Annotated in this window: 15 protein-coding genes and 1 tRNA gene; 6 read left to right on the forward strand and 10 right to left on the reverse strand. The window is 67.9% G+C overall.

Going from position 1 to position 19683, the window contains the following annotated elements; translation table 11 throughout:
- Positions 1 to 18: 18 nt before the first annotated feature.
- Positions 19 to 1308: an NAD-dependent epimerase/dehydratase family protein gene (locus M3B11_RS05630; protein ID WP_259875761.1), complete on the forward strand. Its 1290-nt coding sequence runs from the start codon at positions 19 to 21 to the stop codon at positions 1306 to 1308.
- Complete coding sequence (locus M3B11_RS05635; protein ID WP_175294738.1) at positions 1308 to 2495, forward strand: glycosyltransferase family 1 protein; 1188 nt, start codon at positions 1308 to 1310, stop codon at positions 2493 to 2495. The genes M3B11_RS05630 and M3B11_RS05635 overlap by 1 nt, the downstream gene beginning before the upstream one ends.
- Before the next feature lie 11 nt (positions 2496 to 2506).
- Here M3B11_RS05635 and M3B11_RS05640 read toward each other — a convergent pair whose 3' ends face one another.
- The 5 genes from M3B11_RS05640 to M3B11_RS05660 form a co-directional block, all read right to left on the reverse strand.
- Complete coding sequence (locus M3B11_RS05640) at positions 2507 to 3133, reverse strand: hypothetical protein (RefSeq protein ID WP_259875762.1); 627 nt, start codon at positions 3131 to 3133, stop codon at positions 2507 to 2509.
- Positions 3134 to 3290: 157 nt separating this feature from the next.
- Positions 3291 to 3378: transfer RNA gene (locus tag M3B11_RS05645), tRNA-Leu, on the reverse strand.
- A 130-nt stretch (positions 3379 to 3508) separates the two neighbouring features.
- Positions 3509 to 4387: a MaoC/PaaZ C-terminal domain-containing protein gene (locus M3B11_RS05650; RefSeq protein WP_259875763.1), complete on the reverse strand. Its 879-nt coding sequence runs from the start codon at positions 4385 to 4387 to the stop codon at positions 3509 to 3511.
- Positions 4387 to 5757: a 3-oxoacyl-ACP reductase gene (locus M3B11_RS05655; protein ID WP_259875776.1), complete on the reverse strand. Its 1371-nt coding sequence runs from the start codon at positions 5755 to 5757 to the stop codon at positions 4387 to 4389. Before M3B11_RS05655 ends, M3B11_RS05650 begins: the two co-directional genes overlap by 1 nt.
- A 2-nt stretch (positions 5758 to 5759) precedes the next feature.
- Positions 5760 to 7040 (reverse strand): acetyl-CoA C-acetyltransferase, encoded by a 1281-nt coding sequence (locus M3B11_RS05660; RefSeq protein ID WP_259875764.1) that lies wholly within the window; start codon positions 7038 to 7040, stop codon positions 5760 to 5762.
- 87 nt (positions 7041 to 7127) lie between these two features.
- Here M3B11_RS05660 and M3B11_RS05665 point away from each other — a divergent pair, with 87 nt between their 5' ends.
- Complete coding sequence (locus M3B11_RS05665; protein ID WP_259875765.1) at positions 7128 to 7808, forward strand: TetR/AcrR family transcriptional regulator; 681 nt, start codon at positions 7128 to 7130, stop codon at positions 7806 to 7808.
- A 2-nt stretch (positions 7809 to 7810) separates the two neighbouring features.
- Positions 7811 to 9880, forward strand: coding sequence for an acyl-CoA dehydrogenase family protein (locus M3B11_RS05670; RefSeq protein ID WP_259875766.1), 2070 nt, complete (start codon positions 7811 to 7813; stop codon positions 9878 to 9880).
- Between the two features lie 94 nt (positions 9881 to 9974).
- Here the strand turns inward: M3B11_RS05670 and M3B11_RS05675 are convergent, their stop codons facing one another.
- The 5 genes from M3B11_RS05675 to M3B11_RS05695 form a co-directional block, all read right to left on the reverse strand.
- Complete coding sequence (locus M3B11_RS05675; RefSeq protein WP_259875767.1) at positions 9975 to 11105, reverse strand: homoserine O-acetyltransferase; 1131 nt, start codon at positions 11103 to 11105, stop codon at positions 9975 to 9977.
- A 6-nt stretch (positions 11106 to 11111) separates the two neighbouring features.
- Positions 11112 to 12422, reverse strand: a complete 1311-nt coding sequence (locus tag M3B11_RS05680) for a bifunctional o-acetylhomoserine/o-acetylserine sulfhydrylase (RefSeq protein WP_259875768.1) — start codon at positions 12420 to 12422, stop codon at positions 11112 to 11114.
- A gap of 175 nt (positions 12423 to 12597) precedes the next feature.
- On the reverse strand, positions 12598 to 15921 hold the full coding sequence (locus tag M3B11_RS05685; protein WP_259875769.1) for an error-prone DNA polymerase: 3324 nt from the start codon (positions 15919 to 15921) through the stop codon (positions 12598 to 12600).
- A gap of 9 nt (positions 15922 to 15930) precedes the next feature.
- Positions 15931 to 17499, reverse strand: a complete 1569-nt coding sequence (locus M3B11_RS05690; RefSeq protein ID WP_259875770.1) for a DNA polymerase Y family protein — start codon at positions 17497 to 17499, stop codon at positions 15931 to 15933.
- Positions 17489 to 18220, reverse strand: a complete 732-nt coding sequence (locus M3B11_RS05695) for a porin (RefSeq protein ID WP_259875772.1) — start codon at positions 18218 to 18220, stop codon at positions 17489 to 17491. The genes M3B11_RS05690 and M3B11_RS05695 overlap by 11 nt, the downstream gene beginning before the upstream one ends.
- Positions 18221 to 18313: 93 nt before the next feature.
- Between M3B11_RS05695 and M3B11_RS05700 the strand changes: the two genes are divergently transcribed.
- Both M3B11_RS05700 and M3B11_RS05705 read left to right on the forward strand, forming a co-directional pair.
- Positions 18314 to 18817: a tRNA (cytidine(34)-2'-O)-methyltransferase gene (locus M3B11_RS05700; protein ID WP_259875773.1), complete on the forward strand. Its 504-nt coding sequence runs from the start codon at positions 18314 to 18316 to the stop codon at positions 18815 to 18817.
- On the forward strand, positions 18814 to 19641 hold the full coding sequence (locus M3B11_RS05705) for a hydroxymethylpyrimidine/phosphomethylpyrimidine kinase (RefSeq protein ID WP_259875774.1): 828 nt from the start codon (positions 18814 to 18816) through the stop codon (positions 19639 to 19641). Before M3B11_RS05700 ends, M3B11_RS05705 begins: the two co-directional genes overlap by 4 nt.
- Positions 19642 to 19683 lie beyond the last annotated feature (42 nt).

Consider the following 19683-nt stretch of genomic DNA (forward strand, 5'->3'; position numbering starts at 1 on the left):
CGATCGAGGAGGAGCAAGATGAAGACTGTTGTCTGCGGTGGAGACGGGTTCTGCGGCTGGCCGACAGCCCTGCATCTCTCAGCGCGAGGCCACGACGTCGTTATCCTCGACAATCTCTCGCGCCGGGAGATCGACGAGGAGCTCGGTGCAGAGTCGCTGACCCCGATCGCCTCGATCGAAGACCGCATCGCCGCCTGGGAGGAGCTGACTGGCAAGCGGATCGGCTTCGCCCAGATCGACCTGGCTCAGGACTACGAGGCGGTGCTGCGCCTGCTCGGCGAGTACGCACCTGACACCGTCATCCACTTCGCCGAACAGCGCGCTGCGCCGTACTCGATGAAGTCCCCGGCACACAAGCGCTACACCGTCGACAACAACGTCAACGCCACCCACAACCTGCTCGCCGCAATCGTCGAGAACGGTTCGGACATCCACCTTGTGCACCTGGGCACCATGGGCGTCTACGGATACGGCACCGCCGGGATGGAGATCCCCGAGGGCTACCTCGACGTGCAGGTCACTGCCGACAAGGACGCCGAGGGACGGCCATGCGAGCCGTACCAGGTCGAACAGCAGATCCTGTACCCGACCAACCCGGGTTCGATCTACCACATGACGAAGGTGCTCGACCAGCACCTGTTCGCCTACTACGCCAAGAACGACGCGCTGCGCATCACCGACCTGCACCAGGGCATCATCTGGGGCACGAACACCGCCGAGACCAAACTCGACGAACGGCTGGTCAACCGCTTCGACTACGACGGCGACTACGGCACCGTGCTCAACCGGTTCCTCATGCAGTCGGCGGTCGGCTACCCGCTGACCGTCCACGGCACCGGCGGTCAGACGCGCGCGTTCATCCACATCCAGGACATGGTCCGCTGCGTCGAGATCGCGGTGGACAATCCGCCTGCGGCCGGTGAGCGGGTCAAGATCTTCAACCAGCTGACCGAGACCCACCGGGTGCGCGAACTCGCCGAACTCATCTGCTCGATCACCGGTGCCCGCCTGGAGAACGTGCCCAATCCGCGGCACGAGTCGGCCGAGAACGACCTCCACGCCTCGAATGCGACGTTCCTGGCACTCGGACTCAAGCCGACGACGCTGTCCGACGGGCTACTCATGGAGGTCAATGAGACCGCCAAGCGCTATGCCCACCGGGCGGACCTGTCGAAGATCCCCGCGTCCTCTGTCTGGACCAAGCACCAGCAGCCGGGTGTGCCGACCGTCCCGACCGACACCTCGGGCCTGGCAGATGCGCAGGCCAGCGGTGACCACGACGAGACGGCGGCGGTCTCCGGCAGCTGATGCGCATCGCCCTCTTCACGGAAGTCTTCCTTCCGAAAATCGACGGGGTCGTCACCCGGCTCATGGGCACCCTCGACCACCTGGCCGAAATGGGTCATGAGGTCGTCGTGTTCGCGCCGGGCCATCCGCCGGCCCGCTATGCGGGGTTCCGGGTGGTTCCGGTGCGCTCGGTGTCCTTCAAGCCGTGGTATCCCGAGCTGCGCGTCGGCCTGCCGACTTCGAACATCGCCAGGACGATGGAGCGCTTCCACCCGCATGTCGTCCATGCCGTCAATCCGATCTGGCTGGCCGCCTACGGCACGATGTCCTCGAAGCGGCGCGACCTGCCGATGCTCGCGTCGTTCCATACCAACGTGCCCGAATACACGCAGCGGCTCGGACTTGAGTGGATCACCGACACGACCGAACGGTGGATCACGTGGATCCACAACCTCGCAGAGGTCAATCTGTGCACCTCGCAGCCGATGATCGAGCAGGCTGCGGCTGCCGGGATCAAGAACCTCGACCTCTGGCCGCGGGCGGTCGACACGCAGACCTACCATCCGGGCAACTACTCGCAGCGGATGCGTGAGCGACTCACCGACGGGCATCCAGAGGATCGGCTGCTCGTCTATGTCGGGCGGATGTCGAAGGAGAAGGACCTCGATGTGCTGCGCGGCGTCATCGACCGCGCTCCGGAGGGCACCCGGTTGGCAATGGTCGGATCCGGCCCGCACCTGGGCCAGCTGGAGGCCGAGTTCGCCGGCACGCCGACGGTCTTCACCGGGTACATGAGCGGTCAGGAGCTGGCCGAGGCCTACGCCTCAGCCGATGTGTTCGTCTTCCCCTCGACGACTGAGACGCTGGGGCTGGTGGCACTGGAGTCGATGGCCTCGGGAGTGCCGGTCGTCGCTGCCCGGGCTGGTGGCATCCCGTTCGCCGTGCCCGATGGTGTCGGCGGTCTGCTGTGCAAACCCCATTCGAGTGAGGACATGTCAGCTCAGGTCAATCGTCTGCTGGCAGATGAGAGCCTGCGCTCGGCATTGGCCGCCGGAGGCAAGGCCGAGATGGAGCAGCACAGCTGGCGGGCAGCGACGGAGAAGCTCGTCGAGAGCTACGAGCTGGCAATCGAACGGCACTGGTCGGACTATGTGCCACCGCGTTGGCGGATCAAGACGTTCGGGCGGCCGATGCCGCGTGCGACCTGAACGAGCCGGGATCAGGCCCGCTCGGCTGCGACCTTGGCGTTGTTCCAGCTGCCGAAGTGATTGCGCACCGAGGCACCTGAGGGCCTGGTCCGGCCGGCGGCGCGCTCGTCCTTGGCCCATGCCTCATAGCGGTTGAAGCTCTCAGCTCCCCCATCTGCGCGCGCATCGGTGAGGAAATCGATGACAGCGCTGCGGAATGCCTCAGGAGAGTAGTGGAAGGCACCTCTCTTGCGGCCGCCGCCCGAGGTGGGGAAGCCCAGTGAGCTCAGCGCATCGTTCCAGAAGTTCGTACCCAGGCGCTTGCGAACGGTCTGGCTCGTCGGCGGCCAGATCTGGTGACCGGCCCGGCCGGCGAACTCCAGTCCGCGCACGGCACGCGCTCGCGCGGCATCGTAGGTGTCCTTCGAGAACGGCACAGCTGATCCGGTGGTGAGCTCGGTTCGGGTGGCGGCGATCAATGCGAAGACGTTGATCACTTCCGCACGTGTCCTGCCCTGCTCGTGCAGGATTTCCTCGAGTTCCGCAGCGGTCTCGAATTCGACTGCACCGCTGATCTCCGCTGCCGGTGTCAGGTTCTGTGACAGCGCGTACAGATAGTGGACGGCGGCAGTGACGAGCTCACTTCGCGTAGAATGCACTGATGACTTCCTTGTCTTGCCGGGAACACGGTTCGGATGGGCTGCATCCTCACCGGCGAGTATGTCACAGAATCCCGTGCAGACGGAGGGGTCGCCGACATGCTGAAAGCCCCGGAACCTCAATGGTTCCGGGGCTTTCAGCGGCCTGAGCCGGTTGTGCGCGAGGGGGGACTTGAACCCCCACGCCCGATATAGTGGGCACTAGCACCTCAAGCTAGCGCGTCTACCAATTCCGCCACCCGCGCGGGCAACAGAGAACACATTACATGCTCTGAACCCGATTGCAAAATCGGTTTCGCCCTCTGTGACGAACACCGCACAAACATGCATGGCTGCGTGCATCCGCGCAGGTCAGGCGGGGTTCCGACACACTATTCACGCCAGCGGAGCGACGCTTCCGAGCACGTGCGGCTTGCCGTTCTTGACGCTCCACACCGCATAGCGGCGAGTGGCGCCCTCGTGATCGTCGAAGACCCCGAAGCCCACCCGCGCCGGCAGGATGACCGGCTTGGCGAACTGCGCTTCCCACACGTAGCCGCCGGCCGGGGCCTGGGACGCGGACAGCGCACGAGAGGCGGTGTACATGCCGTGGGCGATCGAGGCCGGGAAGCCGAAGGCCTTGGCAGCCAGCGGGTTGAGGTGGATCGGGTTGTAGTCTCCTGAGACCTTCGCATACGTCGGGCCGGTTGAGCGCGGCAGCTTCCAGATGGCTGACGGGACTCCCGGGGCCTCGAACTCGCTGCGCTCCTCCTCGCGTTCGGACTCGGCGCTGCTGAGGTGCTTGCCGACGGCCAGATAGGTGGCGGTCTCCTCGAAGACCGTCTCACCGTCGACGACTCCCGTGACGAGTACGTCGAACTCAGTGCCCTTGCGGTGCTTGCGGGCCTGCCCGATCCGCACCGATGTCGTCACGGTTTCGCCGATGAGGACCGGCCGGTGCAGGCGGAACCGGTTGACGATGTGCACCAGGCCCAGCAGCGGCAGCGGGAAGCTGGGGTCGGTCATGAGCTGCATTGCCAGCGGGAAGCCGAGTTTGTGCAGATACCCCGGATGCACGGAGTCCGTCACCGGTGCCTCGACGACGCGGTGGAACGCTGCCACCTCGACGGGATCGAGCGTGGTGGTCGACTCCACCGAGCGGGTCGGCATATGGGCAGAGCTGTGCGGGCGCTTCTTGAACTGGCGCAGGACGGCTTTGGCGAGCACTGCGCCGGAGTTGATGGGCCGCGGTACGCCTCGAGTGAATCTCGTCATCACGCCCCCAGCAGACTCTGGCCGCACACACGCAGCGTCTTGCCGTTGATGCCGCCGGCGGCCGGCTGGGCGAAGAACGCGATGGCCTCGGCGACGTCGCGCGGCGTGCCGCCCTGCTGCAGGCTCGACAGCCGGCGGCCGAGCTCGCGAGGAACCATCGGCATCGCCGCGGTCATATCGGTCTCAATGAAGCCCGGAGCCACGGCGTTGATCGTGCCGCTGCGCGCAGCGAAGTCCTCTGCGCCAGCTGCGACCATTCCCACCACGCCGGCCTTCGAAGCCGAATAGTTCGTCTGCCCGCGGTTGCCTGCCAGGCCGGCGATCGAGGCCAGCGACACGACACGAGGAGCCTCACCCCAGCCGTTGGCAGCGGTGATCGACTCGTTGATGCGCAGCTGGGAGGAGATGTTGACGGCGATCGCGGAGGCCCAGCGGGATTCGTCCATGTTCGCCAGCAGTTTGTCACGTGTGATGCCGGCATTGTGGATGAGGATGTCGATCGGGGCGCCGACGCGCTCCATGATCTGCTGACCCGCGTTCTCAGCGGTGATGTCGAGCTGGATGGCGACTCCGCCGATGCTGTTCATCGTCTGCGCCAGGGCCTGCCCGGCCTGCGGAACGTCGACGCCGTAGACCTGTGCCCCATCCCGGTGGAGCACACGGGCGATCTCTGCGCCGATGCCGCGGGCGGCACCGGTGACGACAGCGACTGCGCCGTTGAGCGGTCCGGTCTGGCCGGTGGCGGCGAACTCCGCGGCCGAGGTGGTGGTTCCGCGGTCGCTGGAAACGGTGAGGAGCTGCCCGGAGACGTAGGCGGACTTCGCCGAGAGCAGGAACCACAGGGCCGCTACGGCCGACGGTGCTGTGGGCGGTACGCCGTCGAGGACGATGCCGTTGGCGGTCGAGCCGGCGCGCATCTCGTGTGCGAGCGAACGGGTGATGCCGGTGACGGCGTTGCGGACGGCGTTGAGCGCCGGGTCGGCATCGGTGGTGTGCGGGAAGACGACGCCGGCGTCGGCGACGGTGATGACCCGGCCGCACCTGGTCAGCTGGCGCAGTGCCGCACCGATGGCCAGGGTCGTGTCCTGCAGCTGGTCGGGGTGGTTCAGGCCGTCGTAGGCGGCGATGATCGCCTGGTATCGCAGACCCGGATTCGGGGTGCGGTGCACGCTGAATCCGTTGTCGAGCAGCAGCTGGCTCAGCGCGTCGGCCCCTTCGGTCTCACCGAGCACGAGGACCGGCTCGCTGAGGTAACCGTGAGCGCTGTCGGCCGGGTCGAAGCGGCGCAGCGGCACAGGTGCGGGCAAGCCGAGGGTCTTGACGATCTTCCTGAGCGGCCCATTGGCCAGCGAAATGTACTTGTCGTTCATGGTCATGCCTCCAGGATGGCGGTGAGTCCCTGACCGCCGGCGGCGCAGATCGAGATGAGCGCGCGCGTTCCGCCGGTCTCCTTCAGATGCTTGGCTGCGGTGGCGATGATGCGCCCGCCGGTGGCGGCGAACGGGTGCCCGGCTGCCAGCGACGAGCCGTTGGGATTGAGCTTGGTGCGGTCGATCGAACCGAGGGCGCCGTCGAGACCGAGGCGCTCACGGCAGAACTCCTCGGATTCCCATGCCGCAAGGTGGCACAGCACAGTCGAGGCAAAGGCCTCGTGGATCTCGAAGAAGTCGAAGTCGGCGAACGTCAGGCCGTTGCGCGCCAGCAACCGCGGAACGGCATAGGTGGGGGCCATGAGCAGGCCCTCTCCCCCGTGGACGAAGTCGACGGCGGCCGCCTCAGCGTCACGGAAGTATGCCAGCGGCTCCAGGCCGCGGGCGGCAGCGTACTCGTCGCTGCCGATGAGCACGGCAGAAGCGCCGTCGGTCAGCGGAGTCGAATTGCCTGCCGTCATGGTCGCAGGCTCCGGCAGGTTGCGGCCGAAGACGGGCTTGAGTTCGGCGAGCTTCTCCATCGTCGAGTCCGGGCGCAGATTCGTATCGATACTCACGCCCTGGTAGGAGGTGACGAGGTCGTCGAAGAATCCGCGATCCCACGCAGCGGCGAGGTTGCGGTGCGACTCGACGGCCAGAGCATCCTGGTCTTCGCGACTGATTCCCCAGGCTGCGGTGCTGATCGCCTGGTGCTCGCCCATCGACATGCCGGTGCGGGCCTCGCCGGTGCTCGGCGCCTGTGGTGCCAGGTGCTGCGGACGCAGCCGCGTCAGGGCCTTGATGCGCTGGCCGTTGGACTTCGCGCGCGAGAGATCGAGCAGGATCGACCGCAGCTCTTCGGTCACGACGATCGGGGCATCGGATGCCGAGTCGACACCGCACGCGATGCCGGATTCGATCTGACCGTGCATGACCTTGTGGCTGATCGAGACCACGGTCTCCAAGCCGGTGGCGCAGGCCTGGCCGATGTCGAAAGCGGGGGTGTGGGGGTCGAGTGCGGATCCGAGGACGGCCTCACGAGTGAGGTTGATGTCCTTGCTGTGCTTGAGCACGGCTCCGCCTGCGATCTCTCCGAGGCGTTCGCCGGCCATGCCGTAGCGAGCGACGAGGCCGTCGAGTGCGCTGGTGAGCATGTCCTGGTTCGAAGCGTGGGCGTACTGCTTGTTGCTGCGTGCGAACGGGATGCGGTTGCCTCCCAGGACCGCGGCTCGGCGCTGCGTCATGTGATTCCTCCGGGGGTCGTGGTTGTCAGATCGATGCGGGCGCACCATGAGTATCTGTGACCGACAGTACCTGATACCGTTCGTCATATGAAACCCGTCACTCAAGATGGCCGGCGCGCACGCTGGGACGCCCATCGCCGCGAGCGCCGCAAGATGCTCTTGCGCACCGTGCGCCATGCCGTCGCCGACTACGGTCCCGGGATCTCCATGGAGCAGCTCTCCGTGAAGGCGCAGACGACGAAGACGGTGCTCTACCGCTACTTCGGCGACCGCGGCGGGCTGCAGCGGGCCATGGGCGAGTGGGCGATGAAGACCATCACCCGCTCCCTCGACCAGGCTGACTACAGCCCGGATACCCCGCGTGAGTCTCTGCGGGCGATGATCGCCGCGTTCGTCGATCTCGCCGCCCGGGCCCCGAACGTCTACCGCTTCTGCGACGCAGCAGTGACCAGCGCGGCAGATCCGAAGGCCGACAACGACTACGACACCTTCTTCGAGGGCATCACCGCGCTGCTGTGCCGCAGACTCCAGCTTTCCGGCGACGCCGAACTGCAGTGGGCCTACGGCGCCATCGGGTTCGTTCGTGCGAGCACCGAACGCTGGTTGCTGCACCCCACTGACCAAGCCGGATTCGTCGACCAGCTCACGACCTGGCTGTGGAGCTCCCGCAGCACCGCCCTGACCGGCATCGCCGAGCAACCCCAGAACGCCTCGGGCGCGTCCGCCCGCACGACTCCACCCGCACCGAATTCCGAAACCAAGGAGTGACCATGAGCAAGAAGCACCAGCTGTCCGTCGATCCCGCCCGCATCGGTGCCGTGCTCGACGGACGATGGGCTGAGCAGCGCTACATCGGCCGCAGCTTCATCGACAGCGAACACGCCGTGCTCAGTGAGACCGGCGACCTCGACCAGCTGCGTGAGGAGACCCTCGCCGGCGTCAAGGCGCTCATCGACACCGGGATCTCCGGTCTGCCGCTGCCGGAATCCGAAGGCGGCCAGAACGATCATGCCGGCTACGTCGCCGCTTTCGAGGAGCTTGTCACCGCTGAGCCGAGCATCCAGATCAAAGCAGGTGTGCAATTCGGCCTCTTCGCCGGGGCGATCCAGCATCTGGGCAATGCCGAACAGCATGACAGGTGGCTCAAACCCGCCATCCGCGGCGAGCTCCTCGGCGCCTTCGCGATGACGGAGATCGGCCACGGTTCCGACGTCGCCTCGATCGGCACCACCGCCACCTACGATCCGTCCGACGAGACCTTCGTCATCAACACCCCCTTCCGGGCGGCGACGAAGGAGTACCTCGGCAACGCAGCCGTCCACGGTGAGGCCGCCGTCGTCTTCGCCCAGCTCATCACCAACGGCGTCAACCACGGCGTGCACTGCTTCTTCGTCCCGATCCGCGACGGCGCTGCAGGCGAACCGCTGCCCGGCATCACACCTGAGGACGACGGCCGCAAGGGCGGCCTGCTCGGCATCGACAACGGCCGCCTGTCCTTCGACAACGTCCGCGTGCCGCGCACCAACCTGCTCAACCGCTACGGCGACGTCGCAGCCGACGGCACCTACTCCTCGGACATCGAATCGCCTGGCCGGCGCTTCTTCACGATGCTCGGCACCCTCGTCCAGGGCCGCGTGTCACTCGACGGCTCGGGCGTCACCGCAGCGAAGCTCGCCCTTGACATCGCCATGCGCTACGGGCTCGAGCGCCGCCAGTTCACCGGTGGCGACGACGCCGTCGAGGAGGTGCTGATGGACTACCAGCAGCACCAGCGCCGGCTCATGCCGCTGGTGGCCCGGGTGTTCGCCAATGCGGTGGCCCACGACCAGCTGCTGGAGTCCTTCCAGCTGGTCTTCGGCGGTGAGGACGATTCCGATGAGGCCCGTCAGCGGCTCGAAACCCAGGCCGCCGGCTTCAAAGCGATCACCACCTGGGATGCGCTGCGCACGATCCAGGAATGCCGCGAAGCCTGCGGCGGCGCCGGCTACATGTGGGAGAACCGGCTCGTGGGTCTCTACGGAGACCTCGACGTCTACGTCACCTTCGAAGGCGACAACACCGTTCTGCTGCAGCTGGTCGCCAAGCGCCTGCTGAGCGACTACGCCGCCGAATTCAAGGACATCGACCTCGGCGGTGTGGCCCGCTACATCGGCACCCAGGCCGCCGAGCATTCGCTGTACCGGTCCGGTTTGGCCAATGTCGGGCGCACCATCGGCGACATCTTCACCCCTGCACTGAATAACAAGCGGGTGCGCTCCGGTCATGTGCAGCAGGCGATGCTGCACAACCGGGTCGAGGTCATGGTCGCCGACCTCGCCGGCACGCTGCGCCCGGCCGCCTCGATGCCCCCGGCGAAGGCGGCCGACGTATTCAACAGCGTGCAGCATCAGCTCATCGAGGCCGCCCGCGCCTATATCGAAGCGCTGAAGTGGGAAGCGCTCAACGATGCGATGCATGAGGCGCAGAAGCGCACCGGCCATGAGGAGGAGGCCAAGCTGCTGCGCCGCATCCGCGACCTCTACGGCCTGAGCCTCATCGAAGACCACATCGGCTGGCACATCATGTACGGCCGGCTGTCGATGTCGCGAGCCCGCCAGATCGGCCCGACGATCGACAGCCTGTGCGCGAAGCTGGCCGCCAACGCCGGCGACATCTGCGAGTCCTTCGGCTACGGGCCCAAGCACCGCCGGGCCACGATCGCCGAGGGCATCGAGGCCGAACGCCAGCAGGAGGCGATGGACTACTACCGGAACGCGCGCGCCCAGCGCGACTTCCCCGTCGATGAGCGCCACCTGTACAAGCAGCGCAGGGCCGAGGGGAAGAAGGCCAAGCGCAGCTGATGCCGACCGGGCCACTGCCTCGGGCCCGGTGAGCGCCAGGGATCAGCCGGCCGCCCCGTCTGGGGTGGCCGGCTGATCGTGTGAGGAAGGCTGATCATGTGAGGAACCGGCGCAGGTGCGGTGAGAGCTGGACGCCTTCGGTGAGGAACCCGTCATGGCCTGCCCACGAGTCGATCACCTGGGTTTCGACCTCGCCCGGCAGCGCGGCCGCGAGCTGGGCCACCTGAGCCGGCGGGTAGAGGCGGTCGCTGGAGACGCTGATGATCTGGAACTTCGCCTGCGCTGCCGACAGGGCCTCCGCGAGGTTCGTCGAGCGACCGCGGCGCACGTCGTGATCGCGCAGTGCCTGCGTGAGGATTCGATAGGACTGCGCATCGAACCGGTCGACGAGCTTGGTCGCCTGATAGTCGAGATAGCTCTGGATGGCGTAGTAGGCATCACCCGCTGAGGCCGGGCGCGGCCGGTGGGCGAGGTCCGGCCACTGCGCCTGGCGGGTGTTGGCGAAACGCTCGTTGAGCTCGGAGTCCGCCCGATAGGTCAGGTGAGCGATCTGCCGGGCCAGCCCGAGGCCGCGGCGCGGGAACCGGCCGATGACCGCATAGTCCCCGCCGCAGAAGTCCGGATCGAGTTCAATCGCCTGGATCTGCGTGTGCGCCCAGGCGATCTGATCGGCATCCGAGAATGCCGGTGCAGCCAGGATGGTGGCGCGCTTGACCCGTTCGGGGGCCACCAACGCGAACTCCAGCGCCCGGGCCCCGCCCATCGACCCGCCGATGACCGCATGCCAAGCCGGGATGCCGAGTCGGTCGCTCAGCAGCACCTCGGCTGCGGCCATATCGCGGATCGACACGTCCGGGAATCGCGACCCGTGCGCCAGCCCATCGGCGGCGGGTGAGGTCGGACCGGTCGAGCCGTTGCAGCCGCCGATCGCATTGGCGCACACGACGAAGAACTCGTTCGTGTCGACCGCCCGGCCCGGCCCGACGACCTCTTCCCACCAGCCGGCGGCGAACGACCGCGGTGACGCAGCCGCCGCCGGGTTCGCCACCCCGGAGCTGACGTGCGGGTCCCCGGTGAGCGCATGCTCGATGAGCACTGCGTTCGACCTCTCCGCGTTCAGCTGCCCGTAGGTCTCGTAGGCGATGTGCAGCTGCTCGAAGACGTACCCGGATTCGAGCACGACGTCGTGGAACTCGGCGACGGCTGTGCGGCTGGCGACCTGCATTGCGCATCAGCCGCGGGCGGCGGCGAACCCCTTCTCCAGATCGGCGATGATGTCATCGATGCCCTCGATGCCCACAGCCAGGCGGACGAAGGCCGGGCTGACACCGGCGGCGCGCTGGGCGTCCTCGTCGAGCTGCGCATGCGTCGTCGAGGCCGGGTGGATGACCAGCGAGCGGACATCGCCGATGTTGGCGACATGCGAGTGCAGCTCGAGGGCATCGACGAACGTCACTGCTGCGTCGTAGCCACCGGCGATCTCGAAGCCGAGCACCGAACCGACGCCCTTGGGCAGATACTTCCGGCCGAGCTCGTACCACGGGCTCGACGGCAGCCCGGCGAAGTGGACCCTCTCGACCTGGTCATGGCTCTCCAGGAACTCAGCGACCCGCTGGGCATTGGCGACATGGCGTTCGATGCGCAGACTCAGGGTCTCCAGGCCCTGGGCGATGAGGAAGGCGTTGAACGGCGAGGCGGCCGGGCCGAGATCGCGCAGCAGCTGCACGCGGGCCTTGAGGCCATAGGAGACGTTCGCGCCGAACGCCGAATCCGGGCCGAGGTCGCGGGCGAAGACGAGACCGTCGTAGGAGTCGTCGGGCTGGTTGAAGCCGGGAAAGCGCTCAGGTTCGGCGCCGTAGTCGAAGTTGCCGCTGTCGACGATGATCCCGGCGATCGATGTGCCGTGGCCGCCGAGGTACTTCGTGGCCGAGTGGATGACGACATCAGCACCGTGCTCGATCGGGCGGACGAGGTAAGGGGTCGCGAGGGTGTTGTCGATGATGAGCGGCACCCCGGCGGCATGCGCGGTCTCTGCCACCGCGGCGATGTCGAGGACGTCGGAGCGGGGGTTGGCCACGGATTCGGCGAAGAACAGCTTGGTGTTGGGCTTGACGGCTGCCTTCCATGCCTCGAGGTCGCCGGGGTCGGAGACGAAGGTCGTCTCGACGCCGAGCTTGCGCAGGGTGACGTCGAGGAGGTTGTAGGTGCCGCCGTACAGGCTGGGGCTGGCGACGACGTGGTCGCCGGCTTCAGCGATGTTGATGATGGCGAGGAACTCCGCGGACTGGCCGGAGGCTACAAGGACACCCTGCACGCCGCCTTCGAGGTCGGCGATGCGATTTTCGACGGCTTCGACGGTCGGGTTGCCGATGCGTGTGTACACCGGACCGAGGTCGGCCAGCGCAAAGCGGTTGGCGGCGGTCTCGGCGCTGTCGAAGACGTACGAGGTGGTCTGGTAGATCGGCAGGGCGCGGGCGCCGGTGACGGTATCCGGTGACTGTCCGGCGTGGATCTGGCGGGTCTCGAAGCTCAGTTCGCTCATGGGTTGCTCCTTCAAGCTAGTACAGGTCGGTGGTGACGTCGTCCACGCTAGGGAGCCGGCCTCACCGGGCGGGCCCCTTCCGTCATCTGTCTGTCATGTGCCGTCATATGCCGTCATACACGGGCGTGGGGTGCCTGCAGAACCGCATCGCGGGAGACAGGACGAGCCGGTGGTCTCACCGGAAGTTCCGTGATTTCACCGGCATCTTGACGTCGAGTGGGATGAGCTTGTCGGCCGTGACGCTGACCACCGTGCCGACCCGCTGCACCCGCCCGCGGATAACGAGCACATTGTGGCTGTAGGAGATCGGCCGGTAGCGGCGCATGAGACCCGGTGAGCAGGCGATGTTGAGCATCCCGAACTCGTCTTCGAGGTTCATGAACGTCACCCCTGAGGCGGTGCCGGGCCGCTGCCGGTGCGTCACCAGCCCGGCGACGGTGATCGTCTGCCCATCAACGGTCTGCTGGGCATCAGCGGTCGAGGCGTACCCGCGTTCGCGCAGCCTCGCGCGCAGCTGCTCGGTCGGGTAGCCGTCGACGGTCAGGCCGGTGGAGAACAGCTCGGCAAGCGTGATGTCGAAGCTGCTCATCAGCGGCAGCGCCGGAGCCTCGGCGACTGGGGCGGTGCCCGGCAGCATGCCCGGACCCGACCCGCCCTGGGAGCCGGCCACCCACAGCGCCTGCCTGCGATCGAGACCGAAGCAGGAGAACGCCCCAGCAGTGGCGAGGCTTTCGAGCACGGCGACATCGACACCGGTGCGCTGTGCGAGGTCCCCGATCGAAGTGAAGGGGCCGGCGGCCTCGCGCGCGGCGACGATCACCTCGGCAGCAGAATCGGCGCCGCGGACCGCTGAGAGCCCGATCCGGATGGCGAAGCCGCCGGTCGAATCCGCATCGGCCTCCAGATCAGCCTGCGCGCTGGAGGCCTGCACATCGACCGGCAGGATCCGCACCCCATGCCTGCGGGCATCGGCGATGAGCGACTGAGCGGAGTAGAAGCCCATCGGCTGGGCGCGCAGCAGCCCGGCGGTGAACGCGGCATGATGGTAGCGCTTGAACCAGGCGGAGTCGTAGACGAGGTTGGCGAAGCTGATGGCATGGCTTTCGGGGAACCCGTAGTTGGCGAAGGCGGCGATCTTGTCGAAGATCACCTGCGAGGTCTGCGCATCGACCCCGCGGGCCGCAGCCCCAGCATGGAACCGGTCGGCCAGCTGCCGCATCCGCTCCTTCGACCGCTTGGCCCCCATCGCCCGGCGCAGCTGGTCGGCATCGCCGCCGGAGAACCCGGCGACGTCGATGGCCAGCTGCATGAGCTGTTCCTGGAACAGCGGCACCCCCAGGGTCTTCTCCAGTGCCGAGCGGGTCAGCGGGTGCAGGTAGTCGGGGTTCTCAAGTCCCTGCCGGCGCCGGATGTAGGGATGGACTGACCCGCCCTGGATGGGCCCAGGCCGGATGAGCGCGACCTGGACGGCCAGGTCGTAGAAGCAGCGCGGCTGCATCCGCGGCAGGGTGGCCATCTGGGCGCGGGACTCGACCTGAAAGACGCCGATGGCATCGCCGTCGCACAGCATGTCGAAGACCTCCGGGTCCTCCTGCGGCAGCCGCGCCCGCTCGATGCGCTCACCGGTGTGGGCGGCGATGAGGTCGACCATCTCGTGCAGTGCGGTGAGCATGCCCAAGCCGAGCAGGTCGAACTTCACCAGGTCCATATGTGCGCAGTCGTCTTTGTCCCACTGCACGACGGTGCGCCGCTCCATCGTCGCCGGTTCGATCGGCACGACCTCGCCGATCGGCCGGTCGGCTAAGATCATGCCCCCGGAGTGGATGCCCAGATGGCGGGGCGTGCCGAGCAGCCCGCGGGCAGCGGCGATGACCGGGCCGGGCACCCCCTGCTGCCCGCCTGCTCCCCCAGTGCTGTCGTCGTCATCGTCGCCTTCAGGCAGCCGCGACCAGCGTTCGAGGCCCTTGGAGAAGGCATCCTGCTGGCCGGGATCGTAGCCGAAGGCGGCTGCGGCATCGCGGACGGCGGACTTGGCCCGGTAGGTGATGACATTGGCGACCTGCCCGGCCCGGTCGCGGCCGTAGTGGTCGTAGACGTACTGGATGACCTCCTCGCGGCGGCCGGATTCGATGTCGACGTCGATATCGGGATAGCCTTCGCGCTCGGGGGCGAGGAACCGGTCGAACAGCAGCCCGAAGCGCACCGCGTCGACAGCGGTGATGCCGAGGACGTAGCAGACCGCGGAGTTCGCCGCCGACCCCCGGCCCTGGCAGAAGATGTCGTGCTCCCGGCAGAACCGGGCGATGTCGTAGACGATGAGGAAGTACCCGCAGAAGCCCATCTGCTCGATGGTGGACAGCTCCTGGTCCAGCAGCGCCCAGGCATCCGGGCGCTGCTCGCGGGTGCCGTAGAGCCTGAGCCCGCCGGCGGTGACGAGCTCGCGCAGGAAAGCGGCATCGCTCATCCCTTCTGGCATCGGCGCCTGCGGCAGGCCGGCCCGGGCGGCACGCAGCTCGAAGGCGCAGTCGGCGGCGATCTCGACGGCCGCATCGAGTGCCTCAGCTGGGAACCGGCCGGCCATCTCCGCCCCGGTGTGGATGCGCTGCAGGGCCGCCGGCGGCAGCCAGCCGGCAACCTCATCGAGGCTTGAGTTCGCGCGCACGGCCGCCCGCACCTGCGCATCGCGGAACTGCTCCCGGCTGGCGTAGTGGACCTGGTTCGTCGCCGCCGTGCGCACCCCTGCCCGGGCTGCGAGCTCGCACAGGTGGCGGATGCGCTCATCGTCTTCAGGCAGCCCGGTGCGGGTGAGCTCGACGACGAGACGGTCGCGGCCGAACATCGATACCAGTCGGCGCAGCCTGTCCAGCCCACCGTCAGGATCGCCCAGATGCGGGATGAGCAGCCCTTTGCGGCAGCCGGTGAGCACATACCAGTCCCCACTGCCCTGCTCGGCGGCCGCGGCCAGGTCCTCAAGCTCGATGACCGGTCGGTTCTTCGTCCCGGCCATATGCGCCTGCGTCAGGGTGGCCGAGAGCTGCCGGTAGCCGGGCACCCCGCGGGCGAGGACGAGGGCGTGGGCGGCCTCCGGGTCGATCTGGCCGGGGATCTTCGCTCTGAGCCCCAGCGAGATCTCCGCGCCGTAGACGGTGCCGATCCCCCGCCCGGCGGCTGCCTGGGCGAAGCGGGCGGCACCGTAGAGTCCGTTGTGATCGGTCAGCGCGATCGCCTCGAGCCCGGCGTCGATGGCGGCATCGATGAGCTCTTCGGGTTCTGAGGCCCCGTCGAGGAAGCTCATGGTCGAATGCACGTGCAGCTCCGCCCATGGCCGGCCCCGCCGCCGAGGCGGTGCTTCCGTCCCAGTCCGACCGGAACCTGTCCCACCGGACCGCAGGTCAGGGGGACGCAGCTGCAGCGGCTCAGCAGCCGCCTCGGCGGCGGTGCGGGAGGACAGCCGGCGCTCGAGCTCCGACCATGGGATCGGCGGATTGCAGTATCCCATCAGATCCTCCTAGGCGTAGCGTCCGGTGATGTGCCAGCGGCCGTGCTCCTTGCACAGCAGGAAGGCCTGCCCGCAGGCGGTGAGCACCTGCAGCCGCACCCGGTACTGAGCGCGTGCCGGATCCCACCAGTCGGCCTCGACCGGCCAGGCCGAGGAGTGATCGACGATGCCGAACTGGGCACCGGACTCCAGCCGTAGGAGCACCGGGGTGCTGTCGAGTCCGCTGGGCCGGGCGATGACGCTCATCCCCTGCCGGTCAAGCAGCTCGACTGGGGCGCGGTCGACGATCATCGGGTGCGGGGCCGGCAGCCGGCCCGGCCACGGGGCAGCCGCACTGCGCTCGGGGCGGGGCTGCTGCTGCCATGGCGTCCACAGGTTCGTCTCCGCCGGCTCCCGGCCGCCCTGCAGCTGGGGCACGCGCACCGCCTCGGGCCCGTAGAGGCCCTGCAGCCGTTCCAGGGTGTGGGTGACATAGCCCGAACGCTGGGCGAACAGCGAGGTGTGGGCCTCCAGCGGGGCGAGCAGCTCAGCGGCGGCCAGCGTCAGGGCACACACGCCATCGGCCTCGGCCAGCCCCTCATCGACCGGTTCGGCGGCAACGGCTGACTGTCCGGCCAGCCAGCCTTCGGACTGCCAGCGCACCCGGTCGGCGACGAGGTTCTCGTCCATGAGCTCCAGCCGCCAGGTCCGCTGGCTGCGCTGCCCGCCGGCGGCGACCAGCTCGATCGTCAGGCTCGGGCACACGAACCCGGCCGCCCGGATCCCGGCGAACAGCTCGGCGGCAGCCGTGCGGGCGTGGAAGGACAGCTCGTCGCCGCGCGTGCTCGGCGGGCTGATCGGCACCTCGATGAGGTGCTCGCGCTGGCGGACGTGGTCGACCGGCTGGTGGACCGGCAGCCCGCGGGCCAGTCGGTGGGCCTGCACGCCGAGGGTGCCGAAGCGGGTGCGCATCTGCCCTTCGCTCAGCTGCGCCAGCGCTCCGAGGGTGTCGAGTCCGAGGCGTTCGAAGACGGTGACGAGCTCGCCGTAGGTGTGGGCATCGGCATAGGCCAGCGCGGCCGTCGGCTGAGCGGCGAGGAAGTCCGGCGTCTGCCCGGGCAGCACCCGGGTGGCGGTGCGGGCGGCGAGCATCGCAGCGAAGACCGAATCGGCGATGCCGGCGAAGAACTCCCAGCCGGTGGCGTCGGTGACGGTGGTGAGCAGCTCTTCGACCGCGGCGTCTTCACTGGGGTAGGTGCGCGCGAGTGCGGTCAGCGGAATGCTCACCTCCCCCGGGGCGAGCATGGTGAAGCGGGCGAGGCTGGTTTCGAGCACATCGAGACCGGTGGCGAAGATCCGCTGGTCGAGGTCCTCGTCCCAGCCGGTGATGCGCACCTGCGGGCAGCGCAGCTGGGCGGCGCGCTTGTTGATCCCGGTGGTGATGCCGGCGGCCCGGGCGGCGGCATTGCACGAGACGATCCGCCCGCCGCGCAGCACTGCGACCGGTTCGTGGGCCGCCCAGCCGTGCGTCTCGGCTGCAGCGGTCGCCGACCAGTCCGGGACCGTGAGCACGAGGGTCCGCTGGGTCTCAGCCGGCACCGTCGATCACCTGAACCTGCGGATGTGCCGGCCGGCAGGTCGCAGCCTCCGCGCCCGAGGCGGTGGGCAGCTGCTGCACGCTGGCGGCACCGGGGGTCAGCGGCCAGGTGAGCAGATGCTCACCGGTGCGCGGATGCCGCACCCGTACGGTGCAGGCTCGCAACCGTCCGCTGCCTGCGTGCAGACCGTCCCAGCCGGCGACGGAGACTTCGCAGCTTTCGCTGCTGCCGGGCATCGGGCCGAGGGCGATGAGGCTGGCGCGGCGTTCGCGGACCTTGGCGGTGAGGCGCTGGCGCTCCTGTGGGCTCGGGGCAGCCGGCGGGGCGATGATGAGCAGATCGAAGGTCTCCAGCAGGATTGAGACAACCCGCTGCCAGTCCGCCGGCGGGGTGCGCACATGCACGAAGTGCTCCAGGTCGATGCCGAGGTCGGCCAGGCCGGCGACCGCCAGCTCCGGGGTGTCGACGGCTGCGCACCAGTGCTGTTCGCGGGTGGACTTCGCTGCAGCCGCACACGCGAAGGACAGCGCGAGCGTGCCGGTGACGCTGAGGATCTCCCCGCGCGGCAGTCCACCGCGGGCGAAGACCGGGGCCAGCATGCCGTCCACCGGCAGCGGTTCGGGACCGGTGAAGAGCTCGCGCGCAGTCGTGACACCCGGGAGACGGCTGAGCTGCTCTCTCAGCGTCTGCGGGTCGGCGGCGACGGCATGGTGGACGGACATACCCATAACTATAGAACACCTATTCGAATGCAGGCAATGCTGTTCGAACAGGTGCACAGCACCGGTCTGCTGAGCCGCTAAGCTTGGAACGCCATGAATATCGACATCGTCTTCCACACCCCGGAGATCCCGGGAAACACGGGAAACGCCATCCGCCTGGCAGCGGTCACCGGAGCGCATCTGCACCTGGTCGAACCCCTCGGATTCGACCTCTCCGATGCCAAGCTGCGCCGGGCCGGACTCGACTACCACGACCTCGCGCACGTGACCGTCCACCCGGATCTCGCGCACCTGTGGGAGCACCTCGGCGATCGCCGGGTCATCGCATTCACCACGCACGCACACACCGGTTTCGGTGAGATCGCCTACACTGACGGCGATGTGCTCCTGTTCGGCAAGGAGTCGACCGGCCTCGATGACGAGGTGCTAGCCGATCCGCATATCGCACAGCAGGTCAGAATCCCGATGCTGCCGGCCCGCCGGTCGCTCAACCTGGCGAACTCGGCTTCGGTTGCGATGTACGAGGCATGGAGACAGCACGGATACGCCGGAGCCGCCATGACAGGGGCTGCGGCCGATGGAAAGGAACCCCAATGACAGCACCTCGCGGCCTGACGGTGGCCGGACTCGATGTCTCCGGCGGCGCCGGCCTCGGCGCCGATATGAAGATGTTCGAGGAATACGGCGTCTTCAGCGCAGCGGTCATCACCTGCGTGGTGACCTTCGACCCAGACAACGGCTTCTACCATTCCGCTGAGTTCCAGGACGCCGACTTCATCCGTCAGCAGCTCGACTCGACCCTGGCGATCCACGACTACGACGTCATCAAGTCCGGCATGGTCGGCTCTGTCGACTCCGCCCTCGTGCTCGCCGACCGGCTGAAGAACAACCACCTGCCCTACGTCTTCGATCCCGTGCTCGTGTGCAAGGGAACGGGTTCGATGGTCGACCTGAAGGACCTGTTCATCGAGAACCTCGTGCCGCTGGCCACCGTCATCACCCCGAACCTCGAAGAGGCCGCGACCCTCGTCGGGGCTGCCGAGCTCACGAACGTCGATGAGATGGCAGAGGCGGCCAAGTCGATCCACGCGATGGGCGCTGACAACGTCGTCGTCAAGGGCGGGGCGCGCCTCGACAGCGATGAGGCCATCGACGTCCTCTACGACGGCGAGACCCTGACGACCTTCAGCAGCCAGAAGATCACCAACGACCTCGTCAACGGCGCCGGCTGCTCCTTCGCCGCAGCGATCGCCGCCGGCCTGGCCACCGGCCTGTCCGTGCCCGAGGCGGTGCGCAAGTCCAAGGAGACCGTCGCCCACGGCATCGCTGCCGCTGTTGCGAACGCCACCGGCGTCGGCTCACTGCTGCACCCGGCCGCCCGCTGCTGCCCGCATGAGGGCATCGTCGTCGAACAGCACTGAGGTAGTAAGAACTCTATAAAGCACTGCAAAGGCGGGCCCGCA

The organism is Brevibacterium sp. p3-SID960 (genome assembly GCF_025144725.1).
Classification (GTDB): domain Bacteria; phylum Actinomycetota; class Actinomycetes; order Actinomycetales; family Brevibacteriaceae; genus Brevibacterium.